The following is an 18109-nucleotide window of genomic DNA, read 5'->3' on the forward strand; positions in this document are numbered from 1 at the left end:
GAGCCGCGTCCAACCTCGCGCCGGGCTCTCCGGGTTGGAGAAAGACCTCCGATCCGCGTTGAGCGGTGATGTCCTGTTCGACGCCGGGAGTCGCGGACGCTACGCGACGGATGCCTCGATCTATCAGATCATGCCGATCGGCGTGGTCATTCCGAAAAGTCAGGATGATCTTCGTCGTGCGCTGGATGTGGCGCGGGCGCATCATGCGCCTGTTCTCGCCCGCGGCGCGGGATCGAGCCAGTGCGGCCAGACCATCGGCGAGGCCGTCGTCATCGACACCACGCGGCATCTCAACAAGATCATCGCCTTCGATGCGGACAGGATGACCGTTACGGTCGAGCCCGGAATCGTGCTCGACCATCTCAATGCGTTCCTGCGTCCGCACGGGCTGTGGTATCCTGTCGATGTCTCGACCAGCGCGCAGGCCACCATCGGGGGCATGGCCGGAAACAATTCTTGCGGTTCGCGCTCCATCCGCTACGGAAACATGGTGCACAATGTCGAGGGGATCGATGCCATCCTGCCGGATGGACGCGAGATCCTGTTCGGTACGCTGCATGCGATGACGCCGGATGCGGGCACGCAGGAGCTGGTTCGGAATATCCAGACGATCGCTCGCAGCGTCGATGCCGAACTGGTCGAGCGCACGCCGAAGGTTCTGCGCCGCGTGGCGGGTTACAATCTCGATCTATTCAATTGTCAAAACCAAAAATCCTACACATCGGATGGTGTTCCGAATCTCAGCAACCTGCTGGTCGGATCGGAGGGTACGCTCGCCTTTAGCCGGCAACTGACCTTGAGGCTGTCGCCGTTGCCGAACCATCGCGTGCTCGGCGTGGTGAATTTTCCGACTTTCTATCAGGCGATGGATCTGACCCAGCATATCGTCAAGCTGGCTCCGGCGGCGGTCGAGCTGGTCGATCGCACGATGATCGATCTTGCTCTCGGGAATGCGGCTTTCCGGCCGGTCATTGAAAAGGTTCTGGTGAGGGACCCGCAGGCCTTGTTGCTGGTGGAGTTTGCGGGCGGCGATCTGGAAACCGGGAAGCGTCATTTGTCGCGGCTTGGCGAGTTGATGGGCGATCTTGGGTTGCCGGGATCGGTGGTCGATCTGACATCGCCGGGAGAGCAGAAGTCACTCTGGGACGTGCGCAAGGCGGGTCTCAACATCATGATGAGCATGAAGGGCGACGGCAAGCCTGTCTCCTTCATCGAGGATTGCGCCGTCCCGCTCGAGCATCTCGCGGAATTCACCGATCGGTTGACGGGTCTGTTCCGCAAATTCGGCACGGAAGGCACATGGTATGCCCATGCCAGTGTGGGTCTTCTGCATGTGCGGCCGATTCTCGACATGCGGCGCGACGGCGCGGTGAAGATGCGTGCGCTGGCGGAGGAGGCATCGGCCGTGGTTCGCCACTTCAAGGGCGCCTATTCGGGCGAGCATGGCGACGGCATTTGCCGCGGCGAGTGGGTGGCCTGGCAATACGGCCCGAAGATCAATGCGGCGTTTCAGAGTATCAAGTCCCTGTTCGATCCTGAAAACCGCTTCAGTCCGGATCGCATCGTCAATCCGCCGAGAATGGACGACACGAGGCTGTTTCGTTATCCGCCAGCCTATCGCGAATTGCCGTTTTCTCCCCAACTCGACTGGTCACCATGGAATGTAACGCGCGACCCCATGACAGGCGTGGAGGGTGCGCGCGGCAGCGGCGGCGACCTCACCGGCGGCTTCGCCAAGGCGCTGGAGATGTGCAACAACAACGGGCATTGCCGCAAATTCGATGCGGGAACGATGTGTCCGAGCTATCGCATCAGCCGTGACGAGCGCCACGTCACGCGCGGCCGCGCCAATACGCTCCGCCTCGCATTGTCCGGGCAACTCGGACGCGGTGGGCTTGCAAGCCAGGAGGTCAAGGAGGTTCTCGATCTCTGTGTGTCGTGCAAGGGCTGCAAGCGCGATTGCCCGACAGGCATCGACATGGCCAAGGTCAAGATCGAGGCGCGCGCGGTATGGGCGGCGGAGAATGGCGTGCGGCTGCGCGATCGCATGGTTGCGTATATGCCATACTATGCGACCCCGGCGGGCTATGTGTCGTGGCTGCTTGCGTTGGCCGATCGCCTGCCGCTGATTTCGGCTTTCGCCAAAAGAACGATGGGGATCGCTCCCCAGCGCTCGCTGCCGCGCTTCCGGCGTTCGTTCCTTTCCCGCGCGCGGAATAGTTCGGAGAGTGCCGTTGCCGGGAAGGAGGTGTTCCTGTTCGTGGACACTTTCAACAACTCGATGGAGCCGGGCAATGCCGAGGCCGCATTCAAGGTTCTCCGCGCGGGTGGCTATCGCGTCCATCTGCACGCCGGGGATCGGAAGCGTCCGCTTTGTTGCGGACGCACTTTCCTTGCGGCGGGTCTGGTCGACAAGGCCAAGGCCGAGGCGCGGCGGATGATCGATGCGCTGCTGCCGCTCGTGCGTCGTGGCGTGCCGATTGTGGGGTTGGAGCCGTCCTGCCTGCTGACGCTCCGTGACGAATTCCTGACGTATGGTTTTGGCGAGGAAGCGCGTCTCATTTCGCAATCGGCTTTCCTGTTCGAGGAGTTCCTTGTGCGTGAATACAGCGCCGGCAGGCTGAATCTCGAGTTGAAGCCGTTGCCGATATCGCGTGCCTTGCTGCATGGCCATTGTCACCAGAAGGCGTTCAATGCCGTGACGCCGATCAAGACCGTCCTGTCATGGATACCGTCTCTCGATGTCGGCGAGATCGAGGGATCGTGCTGTGGAATGGCCGGAAGTTTCGGTTACGAGGCTGAGCATTTTGAAGCATCGATGGCGATGGGGGAATTGTCGCTGCTTCCGGCTGTGCGCAAGGCCGGGCCTGATGCGATCGTGATCGCCGACGGCACGAGCTGCCGCCATCAAATTCTCGACGGTGCTCATACGGAAGCTCATCATGTTGCATGCATTCTCGCTGCGGCACTGAAAACAGAAGAAGAGGAGGCTGCCCGGTGAATCAGCAATTTACGCCGGTGGCGGGGTCGGCCGTACAGGACGGGCCGAAGATTACGGCGATCACGGCCCGTGGCGTGATCGCGCCCATGCAGCGTCCGCTGCGGACCGCGAGCGGCGTCATGAGCAGCGCGCCGCTGGTGCTGGTCGATATCGCGACCACGGATGGCGTTGTGGGACGCGGTTATGCGTTTGCCTATACGCCGGTCGTGCTCGCGTCGCTGACGCGCCTTGTGGCCGATATCGCCGATCTTCTCGATGGTAAGCCGCTCCAGCCGCAGACATTGATGCAGTCGCTGCGCTCGCGCTTTGTACTGATCGGAAGCCGGGGCCTGATCGACATGGCCCTTGCGGTACTCGACATCGCGTTGTGGGATGCCCATGCGAAACATCTCAAGCAACCGCTGGTCCGTCTTCTCGGCGGAGAGCCGGTCGACCTGCCGGCCTATGCCAGCTTCGGCATGGATGGACTCGATGATGCCGTACGCCTGACGACGGAGGCGGCCGGGCAAGGCTTCGGCGCGGTGAAGATCAAGGTCGGCTACGAGAATTTTGCCGACGATCTTGCCGTTGTTCGCGCCGTCAAACGGGCGATCGGCGATGTGTCGTTGCTGATCGACTACAATCAAAGCCTCAACGTCCCCGACGCGATCATGCGCTGCGGCGCGCTGGATGATGAAGGCCTGGCCTGGATCGAGGAGCCGACGTCTTATGACGACACGGCAGGTCACGCCAAGATCGCGGCCAGCATTCGCACTCCACTGCAACTCGGCGAGAACCTGTGGGGTCCGCAGGACATTGCCGAGAGCATCCGGCTTGGCGCATCCGATCTGATGATGCCGGACCTGATCAAGGTCGGTGGCGTCAGCGGCTGGCTCCGCGCATCGGCGATCTGCCATGGCGCGCGCATGCCGGTCAGCAATCATTTCTTCCAGGAGGCAAGTGCGCATCTGATGGCGGTGACGCCGACCGCGCATTTCGTCGAGTATTTCGATCTGGCGGGACCGGTTCTGGCAAAGTCGCTGCCGGTGCGCAACGGCAAGGTTCGCGCGGACGATGCGCCGGGCGTCGGGATCGAGTGGAACGAAGCCGCGGTCGCAAGACTGCTGACCTGAACACGCATTCAATCAACACATAACATCAGAGGATACCCAAGCATGAAACAGTACCCACGCTTCAAGGCGGCCGCCTGCCACGCCGCGCCGGTCTATTTCGACGCGCACGCCACGGTCGACAAGGCCTGTGCCTGGATCGAAGAGGCCGCGCGCAACGGCGCCGAACTGATCGCTTTCCCCGAGGCTTTTATTGCCTCATTCCCGGTGTGGTCCGGGGTGTGGGCCCCGGTCGATGTCCATGAATTCTTCTGCAAGCTGGTGGCGTCGTCGGTCGAGGTCAATGGACCGGAGATAGCGCGCATTCGTGGCGTCGCGCGCCGTCATGGCGTTTTTGTCTCGATCGGTATCAACGAGGCTTCGCCCATCAGCGACGGCTGCATCTATGACACCAACATCCTGATCGGCGACGACGGTGCGCTGCTGAACGTCCACCGCAAGCTCGTTCCGACCTATTGGGAAAAACTCACCTGGAGCAATGGCGACGGTTCGGGTTTGCGTGTCGTCAACACCCGGATCGGCCGCATCGGCGCTCTGGTGTGCGGTGAGAACACCAACGGTCTCGCGCGATTTGCGCTGCTGGCGCAGGGCGAGAACGTGCATATTTCATCGTTCTCGCCGCGTTGGCCGACCCATCCGCCGGGTGAGGCGGCCTACGATCTCGAGGCCGCGATCCGTCTGCGCGCGGGCGCTCACGCGTTCGAAGGCAAGCTGTTTAACATCGTGGCGTCAGGCTTCCTGCCGCCGGAGGCGATCGATATCATTAGCCGCGATAACGCTCGTGCCCGGCAGCTTCTGGAAGAGGCATCGAAGAGCGTGTCGCTGATTATGGGCCCGGGCGGGACACCGATCAGCAATGTTCTCAAGGAGGAGGAAGGCATCGCCTACGCCGATATCGACCTGTCGCTCTGCGTTGTGCCGAAGCAATTCCAGGATGTTGTCGGCTACTACAACCGCTTCGACGTTTTCCAGCTCAAGGTGAATCGCCGCGCGCTTGTGGCGGCGGAATTTGTCAGCGAACAGATTCCCTCTTTTGAAGGATTGGATGACTCTGCGCCCGCTTCAGAAACGGAAGCGTAAGGGATATTTCGGCTCTTTGTTTCCATGACAACGCCTATCCGTTGCGAGTCCAGTCGTCCGATCGATATCGCTGATCGGATTGCGGGAATTTGCGCGGATAGGTGTGGATGAACAGAAGCGAAATCCCAATACCCGCGGCCTATGGGTCGAGTTCGGTGTCCCAGTAGAGATAGTCGAGCCAGCTATCGTGCAAGTAGTTCGGCGGGAATAGCCGGCCGTTGCGATGAAGCTGGTGGACCGTCGGCGCATAGGGCGTCTGGCGCGGAAACATGTTGGCCTGCTGCATCGTCATGCTGCCCTTGCGCAGATTGCAGGGTGAGCAGGCCGCGACGACATTTTCCCACGTCGTCTGTCCGCCGCGCGAACGCGGGATGATGTGATCGAATGTGAGGTCTTCCTGCGAGGTGCAGTACTGGCAGGAGAAGCGGTCGCGCAGGAAAACATTGAAGCGCGTGAACGCGGGATGGGTCGTCGGCTTGACGAAGGATTTGAGCGAGACGACGCTCGGCAGTTGCATTTCGAAAGATGGGCTGTGAACCGCGTGCTCGTAACTGGCAACGATATTCACGCGGTCAAGGAACACGGCTTTGATTGCGTCCTGCCATGACCAAAGTGAGAGCGGGTAGTAACTCAGTGGCCGGAAATCGGCGTTCAACACCAATGCCGGCCAACCGCCTTGTGAGACATGTGCGTTCAAGTAACGCTCCTGACCCCCCTGATCGGCTGCGAAGCAGCTTTATGGGCAGAATACTACATGCAGCGCGACACGATTGTGAAGGGTACCAGCTATTTTTTCCGGTGCACCGGTTTCGCCGTTCGCGGTTTTTTGGCGGCCTTCACGGGGGCTTGAGCGGGGGCGATAGCGGCAGGCGGGCGCGGCCGTGCCGGTGCTCTGGGTTTCGGGTGCGTCCTGTCATCGGGCAGAATACCCTCGCGCCGCTTCACGGCGTGATAATAGGCCCACCATAAATGGGCCGCCGCCCCGCGCCAGGGTCGCCAGCGTTCCGCCAGCACCGTCGCCTGTTTAGGGGTCGGGCGGGATTCGAGGTTCAGTCCGATTCGCATGGCTTCCTGCACGGCGAGGTCGCCTCCCGGCCAGGCATCGCCATGGCCAAGGCAGAACAGCAGATAGATGTCGGCGGTCCATGGGCCGATGCCGTGCAGCGCCGTCAATGCGGCGTGAGCGAGATCAGCCTCTTGCCGGCCGAGCGTATCGAGGTCGAGCCGGTTCGCTGCAAGCTCGCGCGCCAGCGCCTTCAGCGTCTTGATCTTGGCGGCCGAGAGGCCGAGCCGTGCCAGCCGCGCCGCGCGCGCGTTGCGGATCAGGTCGTGATGGAACGGGTCGAATGCATCGCTGACCCGCTTCCAGATCGCGGCGGCGGCATGGGTCGAGAGTTGCTGGCCGCAGACGATGGCGGCAAGGCCGGTGAACCCCGGCTCGCGACGGCGCAGCGCGGGCGTTCCCGCCACCTGCGCGATGTCCGCAAGGCTCGGGTCGGCTGCGATGAGCGTGGAGATGGCGCGGTCGAGGTCAGCCTGCGTGTTCAGGTATAGTGTCATGTCATTTAGAATCAGCATGTCGCGTGAATTGGATCAATGCCGCCACCTGTTTTTCGTTTTGCCCCGAGTCCGAATGGCCTGCTGCACCTCGGTCACGCCTATTCGGCGCTGCTGAACTTCGACCTCGCGCGGCAGAACGGCGGGCGGTTTCTGCTGCGGATCGAGGATATCGACGGGGCGCGATCCCGCCCGGACTACGAGGCGGCGATCTATCAGGACCTTGCATGGCTCGGCATCGTCTGGGAAACGCCGGTGCGGCGACAGTCGGAGCATTTCGATCTCTACCGGGATGCGGTGGAACGGCTCGCCGGGCATGGGCTCGTTTATCCCGCGTTCGAGAGCCGGGCGGAGATTGTGCGGATGATCGAGCAGAGTCCGCACATGCAGGTTTCGGCCAAGCCTTGGCCCCGCGACCCCGACGGCTCGCCGCTGTATCCCGGTTCGGTGACGACTTTGCCGCCGCAGGAGCGTGAAGCCCGGATGCGGGCGGGTGAACCGTTCGTGCTGCGGCTGGATTCCGGGACGGCCTGCCGGCAGGCGGGCGCGCTCATGTGGGAAGAGCAAGGTTCCGGCCCCGGAGGGGAGACAAAGCGAGTTGCGGCGCGGCCCGAGGCGTGGGGCGACGTGGTGCTGGCGCGCAAGGAGACGCCGACCAGCTATCACCTCTCGGTCGTGCTCGATGACGCCTTGCAGGGCGTGACCCATGTGGTGCGCGGGCAGGACCTGTTCTGGGCCACCAGCGTGCATCGGCTGTTGCAGCAATTGCTGGGCCTGCCCGCACCGGTCTACCGGCACCACGGCTTGTTGCGCGGCGAGGACGGCCGGAAACTTTCCAAATCGGCGCGGGCGGCCTCGCTGCAATCGCTGCGGGAGCAGGGTCTCAGCCCACAAAATATCCGGGAGATGGTCGGGTTGCCGTGACTCTTGTCCCCACGGATGGCAGGATGAAGCCTTGCTGGGGGATTACATGGCGACGAAGCCGCGTTCGACGCGCCGCCTGGGGAAGTCGAAAACATCGCGCAAGGGAAAGCGGCCTCCGGCGAAGAAGCCGGTCAGGAAGGCTGCGCCCAAGCGCGCTGCCAGCAAGCCGCCACGCAAGCCCGCAGGCCCGGCGCGTGGCGTGGTGGAGACGGCGCTTGCCGCTTTTGCCCATGAGGTGCGCACGCCGCTGACCGGCATCCTCGCGATCTCATCGCTGCTGGAGACGTCGGATCTGGGCGCGCGCGAGCGTCGCTGGGTGGAAACCATCCGCACCGGCGCGGAGCATCTCGCGGCACTCGCGACGCTCTATGTCGATGCCGCCAAAAGCATGGCCGCGCGCCTGCCGATGCGGGAGGATTTTTTCGACCTGCGTGCGCTGGCGCGTTCGGCGGGCGATGGACTTGCCGGCCGCGCCACCGCCAACGGTCTGCAATCGAGGGTGACGGTTGCCGAGGGTTTGCCGCAATTCGTGACAGGCGACGCCGTGCGCCTGCGCGCCGCGCTGGAAAACCTGATCGACAATGCGGTGAAATTCACGCCGTCCGGGCTGGTCGAACTCGACGTTTCCGCCGCGTCACACGGCAAGAATGGAATGAATGTCTCCTTCGCGGTGTCCGACAGCGGCATCGGCCTGTCGCTCGCCGAGATCAACCGGTTGTTCAAGCCGTTCTCGCAGGCCAGCATAGATGTGGCATCGCGCTTTGGCGGCGCGGGACTTGGCCTGTGGTCGGTGAAACAACTCGCGCAGGCGATGGGTGGCGATGTTGATGTCGTGCGGCGCAAGGACGGCGGCACCGTCTTTACGCTGACGGTGCGCGTCGGCGTGCCGCGCGAGGAGCGCACGCCGTCCGCGCCGTCATCATCCTATGCGGGCGCGCTGAAAATCCTCAGCGTCGAGGACAATCCGTTCGGCCGCGTCGTGCTCAACACGGTGCTTGGCGAGTTGGGACACAGAATCGAATTCGTCGGACAGGGCGAGCTTGCGGCGGAGCGCGTGTCACGCGGCGATCTCGATGTCGTGCTGATGGACATGGTGCTGCCGGGTATCGACGGCGTCGAGACCATTCGCCGGTTGCGCGCGCTTGGGACTGCGGGCGAGCGCGTCGGGATCATCGGTGTCTCCGGCCGTGAGCAGGACGAAGCCAAGGCGCGCGCCGCTGGCGCCGATGCTTTCCTGATGAAGCCGGTCAGTCCCCGTGCGCTGGCGGCGGCGCTTGGGCAGGCGACGGTTCGCCGGGCTGCTTCCGGCGGATGATCGCGGCATTGAGCGCGCCGCCATAGATGAAAATCGCGGCGACGAAATACAGAAACACCAGCGCGATCACGACCGAGGCGAGGCCCGCATAGGTCGTGACGTAATTGTTTGCGAAGCGCGCCAGATATTGTCCGAAGCCTGCCGCCGAGGCGAGCGAGGCGATCACGGTGAACGCAATTCCCGGCATGATCTGACGGAGCGTCCGGTGGCCGGCGGGCAGCCATGCGTGCAGCACGAACAGGGCGCTCACAAGCGACACCAGTGCGATGGCATAACGCGCGAAGTTGAGCAGATGTTCTTTCGGCGCGATGATGAGCGGCAAGTAATAGCGCGCGGCGGCAAGCAGCAGCGGGCCGAGCACCAGCAATAGCGCGAGCACCAGCGAGACGGCCGCCGCGATCAGGGTGTAGCCGATCGACTCCAGCCGCAGCCAATACCAGGGCCGCGTTTCGGTGACGCCGTAGGCGCGGTTCAACCCGACCCGCAAACTCTCCACGCCGTTGGAGGAGAAATACAGCGACAGCACGAGGCCGAAGGTCAGCGCATCGCCGCGCGTCTGGGTCAGGACGCCGTGGATTTGTGTCACCAGCGCATCGGCGGCCTGGCTTGGCCAGACCTGCAACATCAGGCTGGCTGCCTGATCGGCCAGATCCTTGGAGCCCAGAAACCCCGCCAGCGAGGCCAGCACGATCAGGAACGGAAAGAACGCCATCAGCGCCGACAGCGCAATATGACTCGCGATCGCCCAGCCGTCGTCGGCCAGAAACGCATTGAAGGCGTCGAGCCCGATCTGAAAGGCGCGGCGGATGAGTGTCATGAGGCGCGGGGATTCCTCTCGGAGATGAGGTTAGCGGGAGACGGTGAGCAAGTCATGAAATCCGGGATGCCCAGCCATGTTCCTCCCGCGAGACCGGCAGAAAGCTCTCTAAATCCTTGGGGGGAGGGTCGCCGGGTGGTATGTAACGCTCATGACCTCCTTTTTTTCCTTATTCCTTCTTCCAATCGCCCTGATCGCCGTCACCTGCGTGTTGCTGCTGGGCCTGATCAACATGATGCGCGGCGGCTCGCCGAACACCTCGCAGCGCCTGATGCGGTTGCGGGTGCTGTTTCAGTTCATCGCCATCATCATCGCCATGGCGGCGGTCTGGGCGATGGGCCGCTAGTCGAGCGAGGATATGGTTACCCTCAACCGCATCTACACCCGCACCGGAGACGACGGTACCACCGCGCTCGGCAGCGGCGAGCGGCGGCCAAAATACGACCTGCGGGTCGCGGCCATCGGCACGGTGGACGAAACCAATGCCGCCATCGGGGTGGCGCGGCTGCACCTCGCAGATCATGCCCGGCTCGATGCGATGCTGGGTCTTGTCCAGAACGATCTGTTCGATCTCGGCGCCGATCTCACGGTGCCGGAACGTGAAGGCAAGGCCGAGCGGTTGCGGATCCTGCCGGTGCAGGTCGAGCGGCTGGAACGGGACATCGACGCGTTGAACGGGGCGCTCGCACCGCTAACGTCGTTTGTCCTGCCGGGTGGAACGCCTGCGGCGGCCCATCTGCATCAGGCCCGGACGGTGTGCCGCCGCGCCGAACGGCTGGTGGTGGAATTGGCCGGGAAAGACAATGAGCCGGTCGGCGATGCCGTGGTGCGCTATCTCAACCGTTTGTCGGATTTCCTGTTCGTGGCGTCACGGGCCGCGAACCGCGACGGCGCGGGGGACGTGCTTTGGGTGCCGGGCCGGAACCGATGAACGGGATGCGGCCATTGTGCTTTCGGGTGCTTTCAAGCCCTTCCACCGTCCAAGCGCGTTGACCCGGCTGGGCGACCTCTTTAGGTTCCGCAGCGCACACTAAATCAGAATGAAGGGGAACCATGAAGGTTCTGGTGCCGGTCAAGCGGGTCATCGACTACAACGTCAAGATCCGGGTCAAAGCCGATGGCAGCGGCGTCGAGCTTGCCAACGTCAAGATGTCGATGAATCCGTTCGATGAAATCGCGGTCGAAGAGGCTCTGCGGTTAAAAGAGGGCGGGAAAGCGGCCGAGGTGGTCGCGGTGTCCATCGGGCCCGCGCAGGCGGCGGAGACGATCCGCACCGCGCTCGCGATGGGCGCGGATCGCGGCATTCACGTCAAGACCGATGCGACCGTCGAGCCGCTCGCGGTCGCCAAGGTTCTCAAGACAGTCACGGAGCGCGAGCAGCCGGGTCTCGTTATTCTCGGCAAGCAGGCGATCGACGACGATTCCAACCAGACCGGCCAGATGCTGGCGGCGCTGCTCGGCTGGCCGCAGGCGACCTTCGCGTTCAAGCTCGAAGCCGACGGCGCCAACATCCAGGTGACGCGCGAAGTCGATGGCGGGTTGCAGACGGTGCAGTTGCAGGGCCCGGCCATCGTCACCACCGATCTGCGGTTGAATGAACCGCGCTATGCGAGCCTGCCGAACATCATGAAGGCGAAGAAGAAGCCGATCGAGGAGATCACGGCGGACCAACTCGGCGTCGATCTCGCACCGCGTCTCGAAATTCTGAAAACGTCCGAACCCTCGGGCCGTAGCGCTGGCGTCAAGGTGGCCTCGGTGGCCGAACTCGTCGGCAAGCTCACCGAGGCGGGAGTGCTGTGATGGCGACATTATTGATGGCCGAGCACGCGGACGGCGTGCTGAAGGACGTAACCGCCAAGGCGCTCACCGCTGCGGCGGCGCTGGGTGGCGAGGTCGATATTCTGGTCGCGGGTCAAAACGCCCGTGCAGCCGCCGAGGCTGCGGCCAAGCTCTCCGGCGTGCGCAAGGTGCGGCTCGCCGATGACGCGGCCTATGCTCACGATCTGGCCGAGAATCTGGCCGCGCTGATCGTCTCGATCGCGGGCGATTATGACGCCATCGTCGCGCCCGCGACCTCGCGCTTCAAGAACACGCTGCCGCGCGTGGCGGCCCTTCTCGACGTGATGCAGATTTCAGAGATCACCAAGGTCGTGGCCTCCGACACGTTCGAGCGGCCGATCTATGCGGGCAACGCCATTCAGACCGTGAAGTCGAAGGACGGCAAGAAGGTCATCACGGTGCGCACCTCGTCGTTCGCGGCCGCTGCGGACGGCGGCAACGCGCCAATCGAGGATGTCGCGGCGGTGGCGGGGCCGGGCAAGTCGGCCTATATCGGCGAGGAGGTCGCCAAGAGCGACCGGCCCGAGCTTGCTTCCGCCAAGGTGATCGTTTCCGGCGGCCGCGCGATGCAGAGCCGGGAGAACTTCACGAAATATATCGAGCCGCTGGCCGATACGCTCGGCGCGGGCGTCGGCGCGTCGCGCGCCGCCGTCGATGCGGGCTATGCGCCGAACGACTGGCAGGTGGGGCAGACCGGCAAGGTGGTCGCGCCCGATCTTTACATCGCCGTCGGCATCTCCGGTGCGATCCAGCATCTCGCCGGCATGAAGGATTCGAAGGTGATCGTGGCGATCAACAAGGACGAGGATGCGCCGATTTTCCAGGTCGCGGATTACGGTCTGGTCGGCGACCTTTATCAGATCGTGCCGGAACTGACCGAGGAACTGGCCAAGCGACGGCGTTAATGACGCATGCCGGAAGACCCGGCAGGCGGCGGGGTTTTGGTGTAATACAGAGAGCGCAGGCCCGCGAAGACTTGCAGCGGATGTGCCGCGAACGGATGGCGACGGAAAGATGACAAAGGAAATCAAGTCAATCGGCGTGATCGGATCGGGTCAGATGGGCAACGGCATCGCGCATGTCGCCGCCCTCGCCGGGATGAATGTCGTGCTGAACGATATTTCGGAAGACCGGTTGAAATCGGCGATGGCGACCATCAACGGCAACCTGTCGCGACAGGTGACGAAGAAGGTCATCACCGAAGCGGAGCATCAGGCCGCGCTGAAAAAGATCAGTTCCTCGGCAACGCTGGACGGCCTCGCCTCCTGCGATCTCGTGGTCGAGACCGCGGTCGAGAAGGAAGAAGTCAAGCGCAAGATCTTCCACGACCTGTGCGCGGTGCTGAAGCCTGACGCCATCATCGGCTCGAACACGTCCTCGATCTCGATCACGCGCCTTGCCGCGTCCACCGATCGTCCGGAAAAGTTCATCGGCATCCACTTCATGAATCCGGTGCCGCTGATGGAGCTTGTGGAGTTGATCCGCGGCATCGCCACCGACGACGCCACGTTCGAGGCCGCGCGCGCTTTCGTCACCAGGGTCGGCAAGCAGATCGCGGTGTCGGAAGATTTTCCGGCCTTCATCGTCAACCGCATCCTGCTGCCGATGATCAACGAGGCGATCTACACGCTCTATGAAGGCGTCGGCAACGTGCAGGCGATCGACGCCGCGATGCGGCTCGGCGCGCACCATCCGATGGGGCCGCTGGAACTGGCCGACTTCATCGGTCTCGATACCTGTCTGTCGATCATGCAGGTGCTGCATGAAGGGCTCGCGGATTCGAAATACCGCCCATGCCCGCTGCTCGTGAAGTACGTCGAGGCCGGATGGCTCGGCCGCAAGTCGCAGCGCGGCTTCTACGACTATCGCGGCGACAAGCCGGTTCCGACGCGCTGACGCGCCGCGCACCGGTTCGAGATTGTTAACCTTCGCGGGTTAGTTTGCCTGTCTCGAACAGGATGAGCGCGCCATGGATATGAGTCTCGTTGCCGCAGCGATGGCGATGCAGGCTGGAAATACCCAGCAGCAGATCGCGACCAGCGTGCTCAAATCGCAACTGAACGCGCAAGGCTCGGTGCTGCAACTGCTTGCGCCCGCGCAAAACGCCCCCGCCGCGAACAATGCGGCGGGTATCGGCGGGCAGCTCGATATTTTCGCCTAGAATTTCAGCATCATCTCGAAGCCACCATAGATCATCCGCTTGCCGTCGAACGGCAGCTTCCTGGCGTCCATCATGCCGGCGAGACGCGGGTCCTTCATCACCTTGGCGTTGACGCGGTCGCGATGCTTGCGCGATTTGTAGACGATCCAGGAGAACACCACGGTCTCCTGCGGTTTCAGTTTCACGCTCTGCGGAAACGAGGTCAGCTTGCCGGGTTTGACGTCCTCGGCCACGCATTCGCGATATTCGAGCGCGCCGTGCTCACGCCAGACTTTGCCGGCCTTGCGGGCGAGCGCCCGGTAGGCGGCGAGCTTCTTCTTCGGCACAGGGACGATGAATCCGTCGATATATTGCATGACAGGCCCTTTCGCTGCTGATGCATCGCAGCGACATGGACGCCGTCAAAGGCGACGAATGTAAGGAAAGAAGGGCGGCCTATTGTCCGAGGGCCGCGGTCACGAGCTTGATCGCATCGCCGCTGGCCCATTCGGCGGGGCCCGCGATGGTCGCGATTTCGCAGCCCGAAGGATCGACCAGCATCGAGGTCGGCATGCCGAGCGCGCGCCCGGCGGCCTTCAGGTCCTGAAACACCTTGGCGCTGTTGTCGTAGAAATAGCCCAGATGGGTGAGGCCGCCGTCTTTCAGGAAGTCCTTCGGCTTCTCGGGGTCGCGAGTGTCGATATTGACAGCGACGACCTCGAATTTCGGCCCGCCGAGCTTGGCCTGAAGCTGGTCGAGCGCCGGCATCTCCTTGCGGCACGGCACGCACCATGTCGCCCACAAATTCACCAGAAGGGTGCGGCCACGGAATTCCGACAGCTTGCGCGATTTACCGGAGGCGTCGTCGAAAGTGAGATCCGGGACCCGCAGCGGCTGCGAGGCCATGGTTAACGCGGCGACTTCGCCCTGGGCGAGAGGCTTGAGTTTCTGCGCGAGATTGACCGCCGGGCGGCAAACCGGGTCGCCAGACGCATTGCCTTGCATGCCTCGCATCCCGTATATCGCCACAGTGGCGACGCCAACGCCGATAATAACGGTGGCAAGCGCCATGGGAATGCGGGGGCGGGAACGGGTCGGCGGTGTCTGTTCGGTCATTGGTGCTATTTATCGCGGATTGAATGTGAAGTCAGGTCGGCAGTCGTAAGTTATCAGTCGTGAGTCATCGGTCATGAGCAACAAGATGTGGGGCGGCCGCTTCGGAGAGAGCCCCGATGCGATCATGGAGGAAATCAACGTCTCGATCGACGTCGATCAGCACCTCTATGCCCAGGACATCGCCGCGTCAAAGGCTCACGCAGCCATGCTGGCCGCGCAAGGGATCATTACCGCCAACGATGCAAAAAACATCGCCGGTGGTCTAGACACGATTTTGTCAGAGATCAAAGCGGGCACGTTCACTTTCAAACGCGCGCTCGAAGACATTCACATGAATGTGGAGAGCAGGCTCGGAGAGTTGATCGGCCCCGCTGCGGGCCGCCTGCATACCGCGCGTTCGCGCAACGATCAGGTCGCGACAGATTTTCGCCTTTATGTGCGCGATGCGATCGACTCGTTCGATGACGATCTCGCCTCGCTGCAACGGGCGCTGGTGAAGCGTGCGCTCGAGCATGCCGGAACGGTGATGCCGGGATTCACGCATTTGCAGACCGCGCAGCCGGTGACGTTCGGCCATCATCTTCTGGCCTATGTCGAAATGGTCGCGCGCGATCGCGGGCGTTTCGCCGATGCGCGCAAGCGCCTCAATGAAAATCCGCTCGGCGCGGCCGCCCTTGCGGGCACCTCGTTCCCGATCGACCGGCGCGCGACGGCATCGGCGCTCGGTTTCGAGCGGCCGATGGCGAACTCGCTCGACGCGGTTTCGGATCGCGACTTCGTGCTGGAGACACTGTCCGCGTGCTCCATCGCGGCGGTGCATCTGTCGCGCTTCGCCGAGGAAATCGTGATCTGGACCTCGCCGCTGGTCGGGCTCGTCCATCTGTCGGACAAGTTCACCACCGGCTCCTCGATCATGCCGCAGAAGCGCAATCCCGATGCGGCCGAACTGGTGCGCGCCAAGACCGGCCGCATTGTCGGCTCGCTGAACGCGCTCCTGATGGTGATGAAGGGCCTGCCGCTCGCCTATCAGAAGGACATGCAGGAGGACAAGGCGGGCGCGATGGAAGCGTTCGCCGCGATGTCGCTGGCGATCCGCGCCATCACCGGCATGGTGCTCGACATCGAACCGGACGAGGCGCGCATGAAGGTGGCCGCCGGTGAAGGCTATGCGACGGCGACCGATCTGGCCGACTGGTTGGTGCGGACACTGAAGATGCCGTTCCGCGAGGCGCATCACGTCACGGGCCGGATCGTCGCCAAGGCGGCGGAGGCGGGACTGGCGCTGCACAAATTACCGCTGGCCGACATGCAGGCCGTCGAGCCTGCCATCACCGAAGATGTGTTCGGCGTGCTGTCGGTGGAAGCCTCGGTGGAGAGCCGCACCAGCTTCGGCGGCACCGCTCCGGAAAACGTGCGTGAACAGGCGAAAAACTGGCTGATGCGGCTGGAAAAAGAGCAAAAATCGGGCTGACAGGCCGAAGATTGACGGCGCGGGGGCCTCGCCAGCGGCAGCCGTTCTTTGTATGGTGCGGCCGAATTCAAGGACACTGCCGTGAACCGTCTCGTTTCTCACGTTTCCTGGTCGAAGCTCGCTGCGCTTGGGTTGATTCTGTCGGCCTGCGCACTTGGCGGCTGCGGCCGGAAGGGACCGCTCGATCTGCCGCCCGGCGCTGCGCTGACACCCTCGCAGACCGAGGTCGAGGGCAGCAACACGCAGACCTATCGTTCGCAGGCATCGCCCGGTTCGTCGGCCGACGAGACGCTCTTTGCGCCGTCCGGAAGTCAGGGCGGCAGGCAGATGGTCGCGCCTCGCGGCGAGAAGAAGCGCATTATTCTCGATCCGATCCTGGATTGAGCGGCCATGCATCACTTCCATTATCGTAACGGCGTTCTTCATGCCGAGGACGTCGATATAGGCCGTCTGGCGGAGAGCGTCGGCACGCCGTTCTATTGCTATTCGACCGCGACGCTGGAGCGGCACTACCGCGTGTTCATCGAGGCATTCGCGGGTCTCGACACGCTCGTGTGCTACGCCATGAAGGCGAATTCCAACCAGTCGGTGCTGCGCACGCTGGCGCGGCTCGGCGCGGGCGCGGATGTCGTCTCGGGCGGCGAATTGATGCGCGCGCGCGCCGCGGGCATCCCGGCTGAGAAGATCGTGTTCTCCGGCGTCGGCAAGACGGAAGACGAGTTGCGTCAGGCGCTCGCCGGGAACATCCTCTGCATTAATGTCGAGTCCGAGCCCGAACTCGATCTGCTCTCGCGCATCGCGCACGAGACCGGCCACACCGCGCGCATTTCGCTGCGGCTCAATCCCGATATCGGCGCGGGCGGCCACGCCAAGATTTCCACCGGCAAGTCGGAGAACAAGTTCGGGATTCCGCTGGACGGCGCGCGCGCGGTCTATGCGCGGGCGGCGAAGCTGCCGGGCATTCGCGTCACCGGCGTCGACATGCATATCGGCAGCCAGATCACCGATCTCGGCCCGATGGAGTCGGCCTTCACGCTGCTGGTCGATTTCGTGCGCACCTTGCGCGCCGACGGTCATGCGATCGATCACATCGATTTTGGCGGCGGCCTCGGCATTCCCTATGAGAGCGACCTGCCGGTGCCGCCGGCGCCGGATGCTTATGCGGAGGTGGTCAGGCGCGTCACCAGGGGATTCGACTGCACCCTGATGTTCGAGCCCGGGCGGATGATCGTCGGCAATGCCGGAATTCTCGTCAGCCGCGTGATCTATGTGAAGCATGGCGAGGCGCGCAATTTCGTCATCATCGACGCGGCGATGAACGATTTGATCCGGCCGACGCTGTACGAGGCGCATCACGACATCATTCCCGTGCGCAAGGCATCGTCTCCGGGGGATGGCATCGTGGCCGACGTGGTCGGACCGGTGTGCGAAACCGGCGATTACCTCGCGCTCGGGCGTCATCTGCCCGCACTGAAGGCGGGCGATCTCGTGGCGGTGATGTCGTCGGGGGCCTATGGCGCGGTGCAGGCCGGCACCTACAATACCCGCGCTCTGGTGCCGGAGGTTCTGGTCAAGGGCGATCAATATGCCGTGGTCCGCCCGCGCATCGATGCCGCGCAATTGATCGCGATGGACCGGATCGCGCCCTGGCTCTAAGTGATTTGGCTGTGACCCTTTAGCGTGGGCAGGGCCGGGTTCCGGCCGTGCCTCATTGAGGCCGCCGTGATAGGCTGATCTTCG

The 18109-nt window shown here is 63.3% G+C and carries 19 protein-coding genes; 14 read left to right on the top strand and 5 right to left on the bottom strand.

What is annotated here, in order from left to right:
• Window positions 1-58: 58 nt before the first annotated feature.
• The 3 genes from AFIC_RS03320 to AFIC_RS03330 are packed head-to-tail and all read left to right on the top strand — an operon-like array spanning window position 59 to window position 5190.
• Window positions 59-3001, top strand: a complete 2943-nt coding sequence (locus AFIC_RS03320; RefSeq protein WP_338063149.1) for an FAD-binding and (Fe-S)-binding domain-containing protein — start codon at window positions 59-61, stop codon at window positions 2999-3001.
• Entirely contained in the window at window positions 2998-4113 is a 1116-nt protein-coding gene (locus tag AFIC_RS03325) for an enolase C-terminal domain-like protein (RefSeq protein WP_275247759.1), read from the top strand. The genes AFIC_RS03320 and AFIC_RS03325 overlap by 4 nt, the downstream gene beginning before the upstream one ends.
• Before the next feature lie 42 nt (window positions 4114-4155).
• A complete protein-coding gene (locus AFIC_RS03330; RefSeq protein ID WP_275247760.1) occupies window positions 4156-5190 on the top strand; it encodes a carbon-nitrogen hydrolase family protein in 1035 nt (344 codons plus the stop codon).
• 139 nt (window positions 5191-5329) lie between these two features.
• Here AFIC_RS03330 and AFIC_RS03335 read toward each other — a convergent pair whose 3' ends face one another.
• Window positions 5330-5887, bottom strand: coding sequence for an HNH endonuclease (locus AFIC_RS03335; RefSeq protein WP_275247761.1), 558 nt, complete (start codon window positions 5885-5887; stop codon window positions 5330-5332).
• Between the two features lie 89 nt (window positions 5888-5976).
• The gene (locus AFIC_RS03340; RefSeq protein ID WP_275247762.1) at window positions 5977-6768 is read right to left on the bottom strand and encodes a DNA-3-methyladenine glycosylase family protein; all 792 of its coding nucleotides are present in this window, start codon (window positions 6766-6768) and stop codon (window positions 5977-5979) included.
• 18 nt (window positions 6769-6786) lie between these two features.
• Between AFIC_RS03340 and gluQRS the strand changes: the two genes are divergently transcribed.
• Both gluQRS and AFIC_RS03350 read left to right on the top strand, forming a co-directional pair.
• Entirely contained in the window at window positions 6787-7671 is an 885-nt protein-coding gene (gene gluQRS / locus AFIC_RS03345) for a tRNA glutamyl-Q(34) synthetase GluQRS (RefSeq protein ID WP_275247763.1), read from the top strand.
• Between the two features lie 46 nt (window positions 7672-7717).
• The gene (locus AFIC_RS03350; RefSeq protein ID WP_275247764.1) at window positions 7718-8986 is read left to right on the top strand and encodes an ATP-binding protein; all 1269 of its coding nucleotides are present in this window, start codon (window positions 7718-7720) and stop codon (window positions 8984-8986) included.
• On the opposite strand, the gene AFIC_RS03355 is transcribed toward AFIC_RS03350, so the two are convergent.
• Window positions 8919-9803 carry a YihY/virulence factor BrkB family protein gene (locus AFIC_RS03355; RefSeq protein WP_275247765.1) on the bottom strand — a complete coding sequence of 295 codons (885 nt, stop codon included), beginning with the start codon at window positions 9801-9803 and terminating at the stop codon, window positions 8919-8921. The two genes, AFIC_RS03350 and AFIC_RS03355, sit on opposite strands and share 68 nt — an antisense overlap.
• 151 nt (window positions 9804-9954) lie before the next feature.
• On the opposite strand from AFIC_RS03355, the gene AFIC_RS03360 reads away from it, so the two are divergent.
• The 6 genes from AFIC_RS03360 (at window position 9955) to AFIC_RS03385 (ending at window position 13803) form a co-directional block, all read left to right on the top strand.
• Window positions 9955-10149: a twin transmembrane helix small protein gene (locus AFIC_RS03360; protein ID WP_275247766.1), complete on the top strand. Its 195-nt coding sequence runs from the start codon at window positions 9955-9957 to the stop codon at window positions 10147-10149.
• 12 nt (window positions 10150-10161) lie between these two features.
• Complete coding sequence (locus tag AFIC_RS03365; protein ID WP_275247767.1) at window positions 10162-10734, top strand: cob(I)yrinic acid a,c-diamide adenosyltransferase; 573 nt, start codon at window positions 10162-10164, stop codon at window positions 10732-10734.
• A 122-nt stretch (window positions 10735-10856) separates the two neighbouring features.
• Window positions 10857-11603: an electron transfer flavoprotein subunit beta/FixA family protein gene (locus AFIC_RS03370; RefSeq protein WP_275247768.1), complete on the top strand. Its 747-nt coding sequence runs from the start codon at window positions 10857-10859 to the stop codon at window positions 11601-11603.
• Window positions 11603-12547 carry an electron transfer flavoprotein subunit alpha/FixB family protein gene (locus AFIC_RS03375; protein ID WP_275247769.1) on the top strand — a complete coding sequence of 315 codons (945 nt, stop codon included), beginning with the start codon at window positions 11603-11605 and terminating at the stop codon, window positions 12545-12547. Before AFIC_RS03370 ends, AFIC_RS03375 begins: the two co-directional genes overlap by 1 nt.
• A 109-nt stretch (window positions 12548-12656) precedes the next feature.
• Window positions 12657-13538, top strand: a complete 882-nt coding sequence (locus tag AFIC_RS03380) for a 3-hydroxybutyryl-CoA dehydrogenase (protein WP_275247770.1) — start codon at window positions 12657-12659, stop codon at window positions 13536-13538.
• Window positions 13539-13611: 73 nt separating this feature from the next.
• Complete coding sequence (locus AFIC_RS03385) at window positions 13612-13803, top strand: putative motility protein (RefSeq protein WP_275247771.1); 192 nt, start codon at window positions 13612-13614, stop codon at window positions 13801-13803.
• Here AFIC_RS03385 and AFIC_RS03390 read toward each other — a convergent pair.
• Both AFIC_RS03390 and tlpA read right to left on the bottom strand, forming a co-directional pair.
• Window positions 13800-14159, bottom strand: coding sequence for a DUF1428 domain-containing protein (locus AFIC_RS03390; RefSeq protein ID WP_275247772.1), 360 nt, complete (start codon window positions 14157-14159; stop codon window positions 13800-13802). The two genes, AFIC_RS03385 and AFIC_RS03390, sit on opposite strands and share 4 nt — an antisense overlap.
• A 79-nt stretch (window positions 14160-14238) precedes the next feature.
• Window positions 14239-14898 carry a thiol:disulfide interchange protein TlpA gene (gene tlpA, locus AFIC_RS03395; protein ID WP_275247773.1) on the bottom strand — a complete coding sequence of 220 codons (660 nt, stop codon included), beginning with the start codon at window positions 14896-14898 and terminating at the stop codon, window positions 14239-14241.
• A gap of 73 nt (window positions 14899-14971) precedes the next feature.
• Here tlpA and argH point away from each other — a divergent pair, with 73 nt between their 5' ends.
• The 3 genes from argH to lysA all read left to right on the top strand — a co-directional run bounded on the left by argH (window position 14972) and on the right by lysA (window position 18025).
• Window positions 14972-16369, top strand: a complete 1398-nt coding sequence (gene argH, locus AFIC_RS03400; protein WP_275247774.1) for an argininosuccinate lyase — start codon at window positions 14972-14974, stop codon at window positions 16367-16369.
• 81 nt (window positions 16370-16450) lie between these two features.
• Window positions 16451-16753, top strand: coding sequence for an LPS translocon maturation chaperone LptM (lptM, locus tag AFIC_RS03405; RefSeq protein WP_275247775.1), 303 nt, complete (start codon window positions 16451-16453; stop codon window positions 16751-16753).
• A 6-nt stretch (window positions 16754-16759) separates the two neighbouring features.
• Window positions 16760-18025 carry a diaminopimelate decarboxylase gene (lysA, locus tag AFIC_RS03410; RefSeq protein WP_275247776.1) on the top strand — a complete coding sequence of 422 codons (1266 nt, stop codon included), beginning with the start codon at window positions 16760-16762 and terminating at the stop codon, window positions 18023-18025.
• The last annotated feature ends 84 nt before the right edge of the window (window positions 18026-18109 follow it).

Origin of the sequence: [Pseudomonas] carboxydohydrogena (assembly GCF_029030725.1) — a bacterium.
GTDB classification, from domain to species: domain Bacteria; phylum Pseudomonadota; class Alphaproteobacteria; order Rhizobiales; family Xanthobacteraceae; genus Afipia; species Afipia carboxydohydrogena.

Coding starts and splice junctions, on each gene's coding strand:
- AFIC_RS03375 (WP_275247769.1), top strand. CDS start 11,603: ATGGCGACATTATTGATGGCCGAGCACGCGGACGGCGTGCTGAAGGAC.
- AFIC_RS03350 (WP_275247764.1), top strand. CDS start 7,718: ATGGCGACGAAGCCGCGTTCGACGCGCCGCCTGGGGAAGTCGAAAACA.
- AFIC_RS03340 (WP_275247762.1), bottom strand. CDS start 6,768: ATGCTGATTCTAAATGACATGACACTATACCTGAACACGCAGGCTGAC.
- AFIC_RS03385 (WP_275247771.1), top strand. CDS start 13,612: ATGGATATGAGTCTCGTTGCCGCAGCGATGGCGATGCAGGCTGGAAAT.
- lysA (WP_275247776.1), top strand. CDS start 16,760: ATGCATCACTTCCATTATCGTAACGGCGTTCTTCATGCCGAGGACGTC.
- AFIC_RS03370 (WP_275247768.1), top strand. CDS start 10,857: ATGAAGGTTCTGGTGCCGGTCAAGCGGGTCATCGACTACAACGTCAAG.
- argH (WP_275247774.1), top strand. CDS start 14,972: ATGAGCAACAAGATGTGGGGCGGCCGCTTCGGAGAGAGCCCCGATGCG.
- AFIC_RS03360 (WP_275247766.1), top strand. CDS start 9,955: ATGACCTCCTTTTTTTCCTTATTCCTTCTTCCAATCGCCCTGATCGCC.
- AFIC_RS03380 (WP_275247770.1), top strand. CDS start 12,657: ATGACAAAGGAAATCAAGTCAATCGGCGTGATCGGATCGGGTCAGATG.
- AFIC_RS03330 (WP_275247760.1), top strand. CDS start 4,156: ATGAAACAGTACCCACGCTTCAAGGCGGCCGCCTGCCACGCCGCGCCG.
- tlpA (WP_275247773.1), bottom strand. CDS start 14,898: ATGACCGAACAGACACCGCCGACCCGTTCCCGCCCCCGCATTCCCATG.
- AFIC_RS03390 (WP_275247772.1), bottom strand. CDS start 14,159: ATGCAATATATCGACGGATTCATCGTCCCTGTGCCGAAGAAGAAGCTC.
- AFIC_RS03365 (WP_275247767.1), top strand. CDS start 10,162: ATGGTTACCCTCAACCGCATCTACACCCGCACCGGAGACGACGGTACC.
- gluQRS (WP_275247763.1), top strand. CDS start 6,787: ATGCCGCCACCTGTTTTTCGTTTTGCCCCGAGTCCGAATGGCCTGCTG.
- AFIC_RS03355 (WP_275247765.1), bottom strand. CDS start 9,803: ATGACACTCATCCGCCGCGCCTTTCAGATCGGGCTCGACGCCTTCAAT.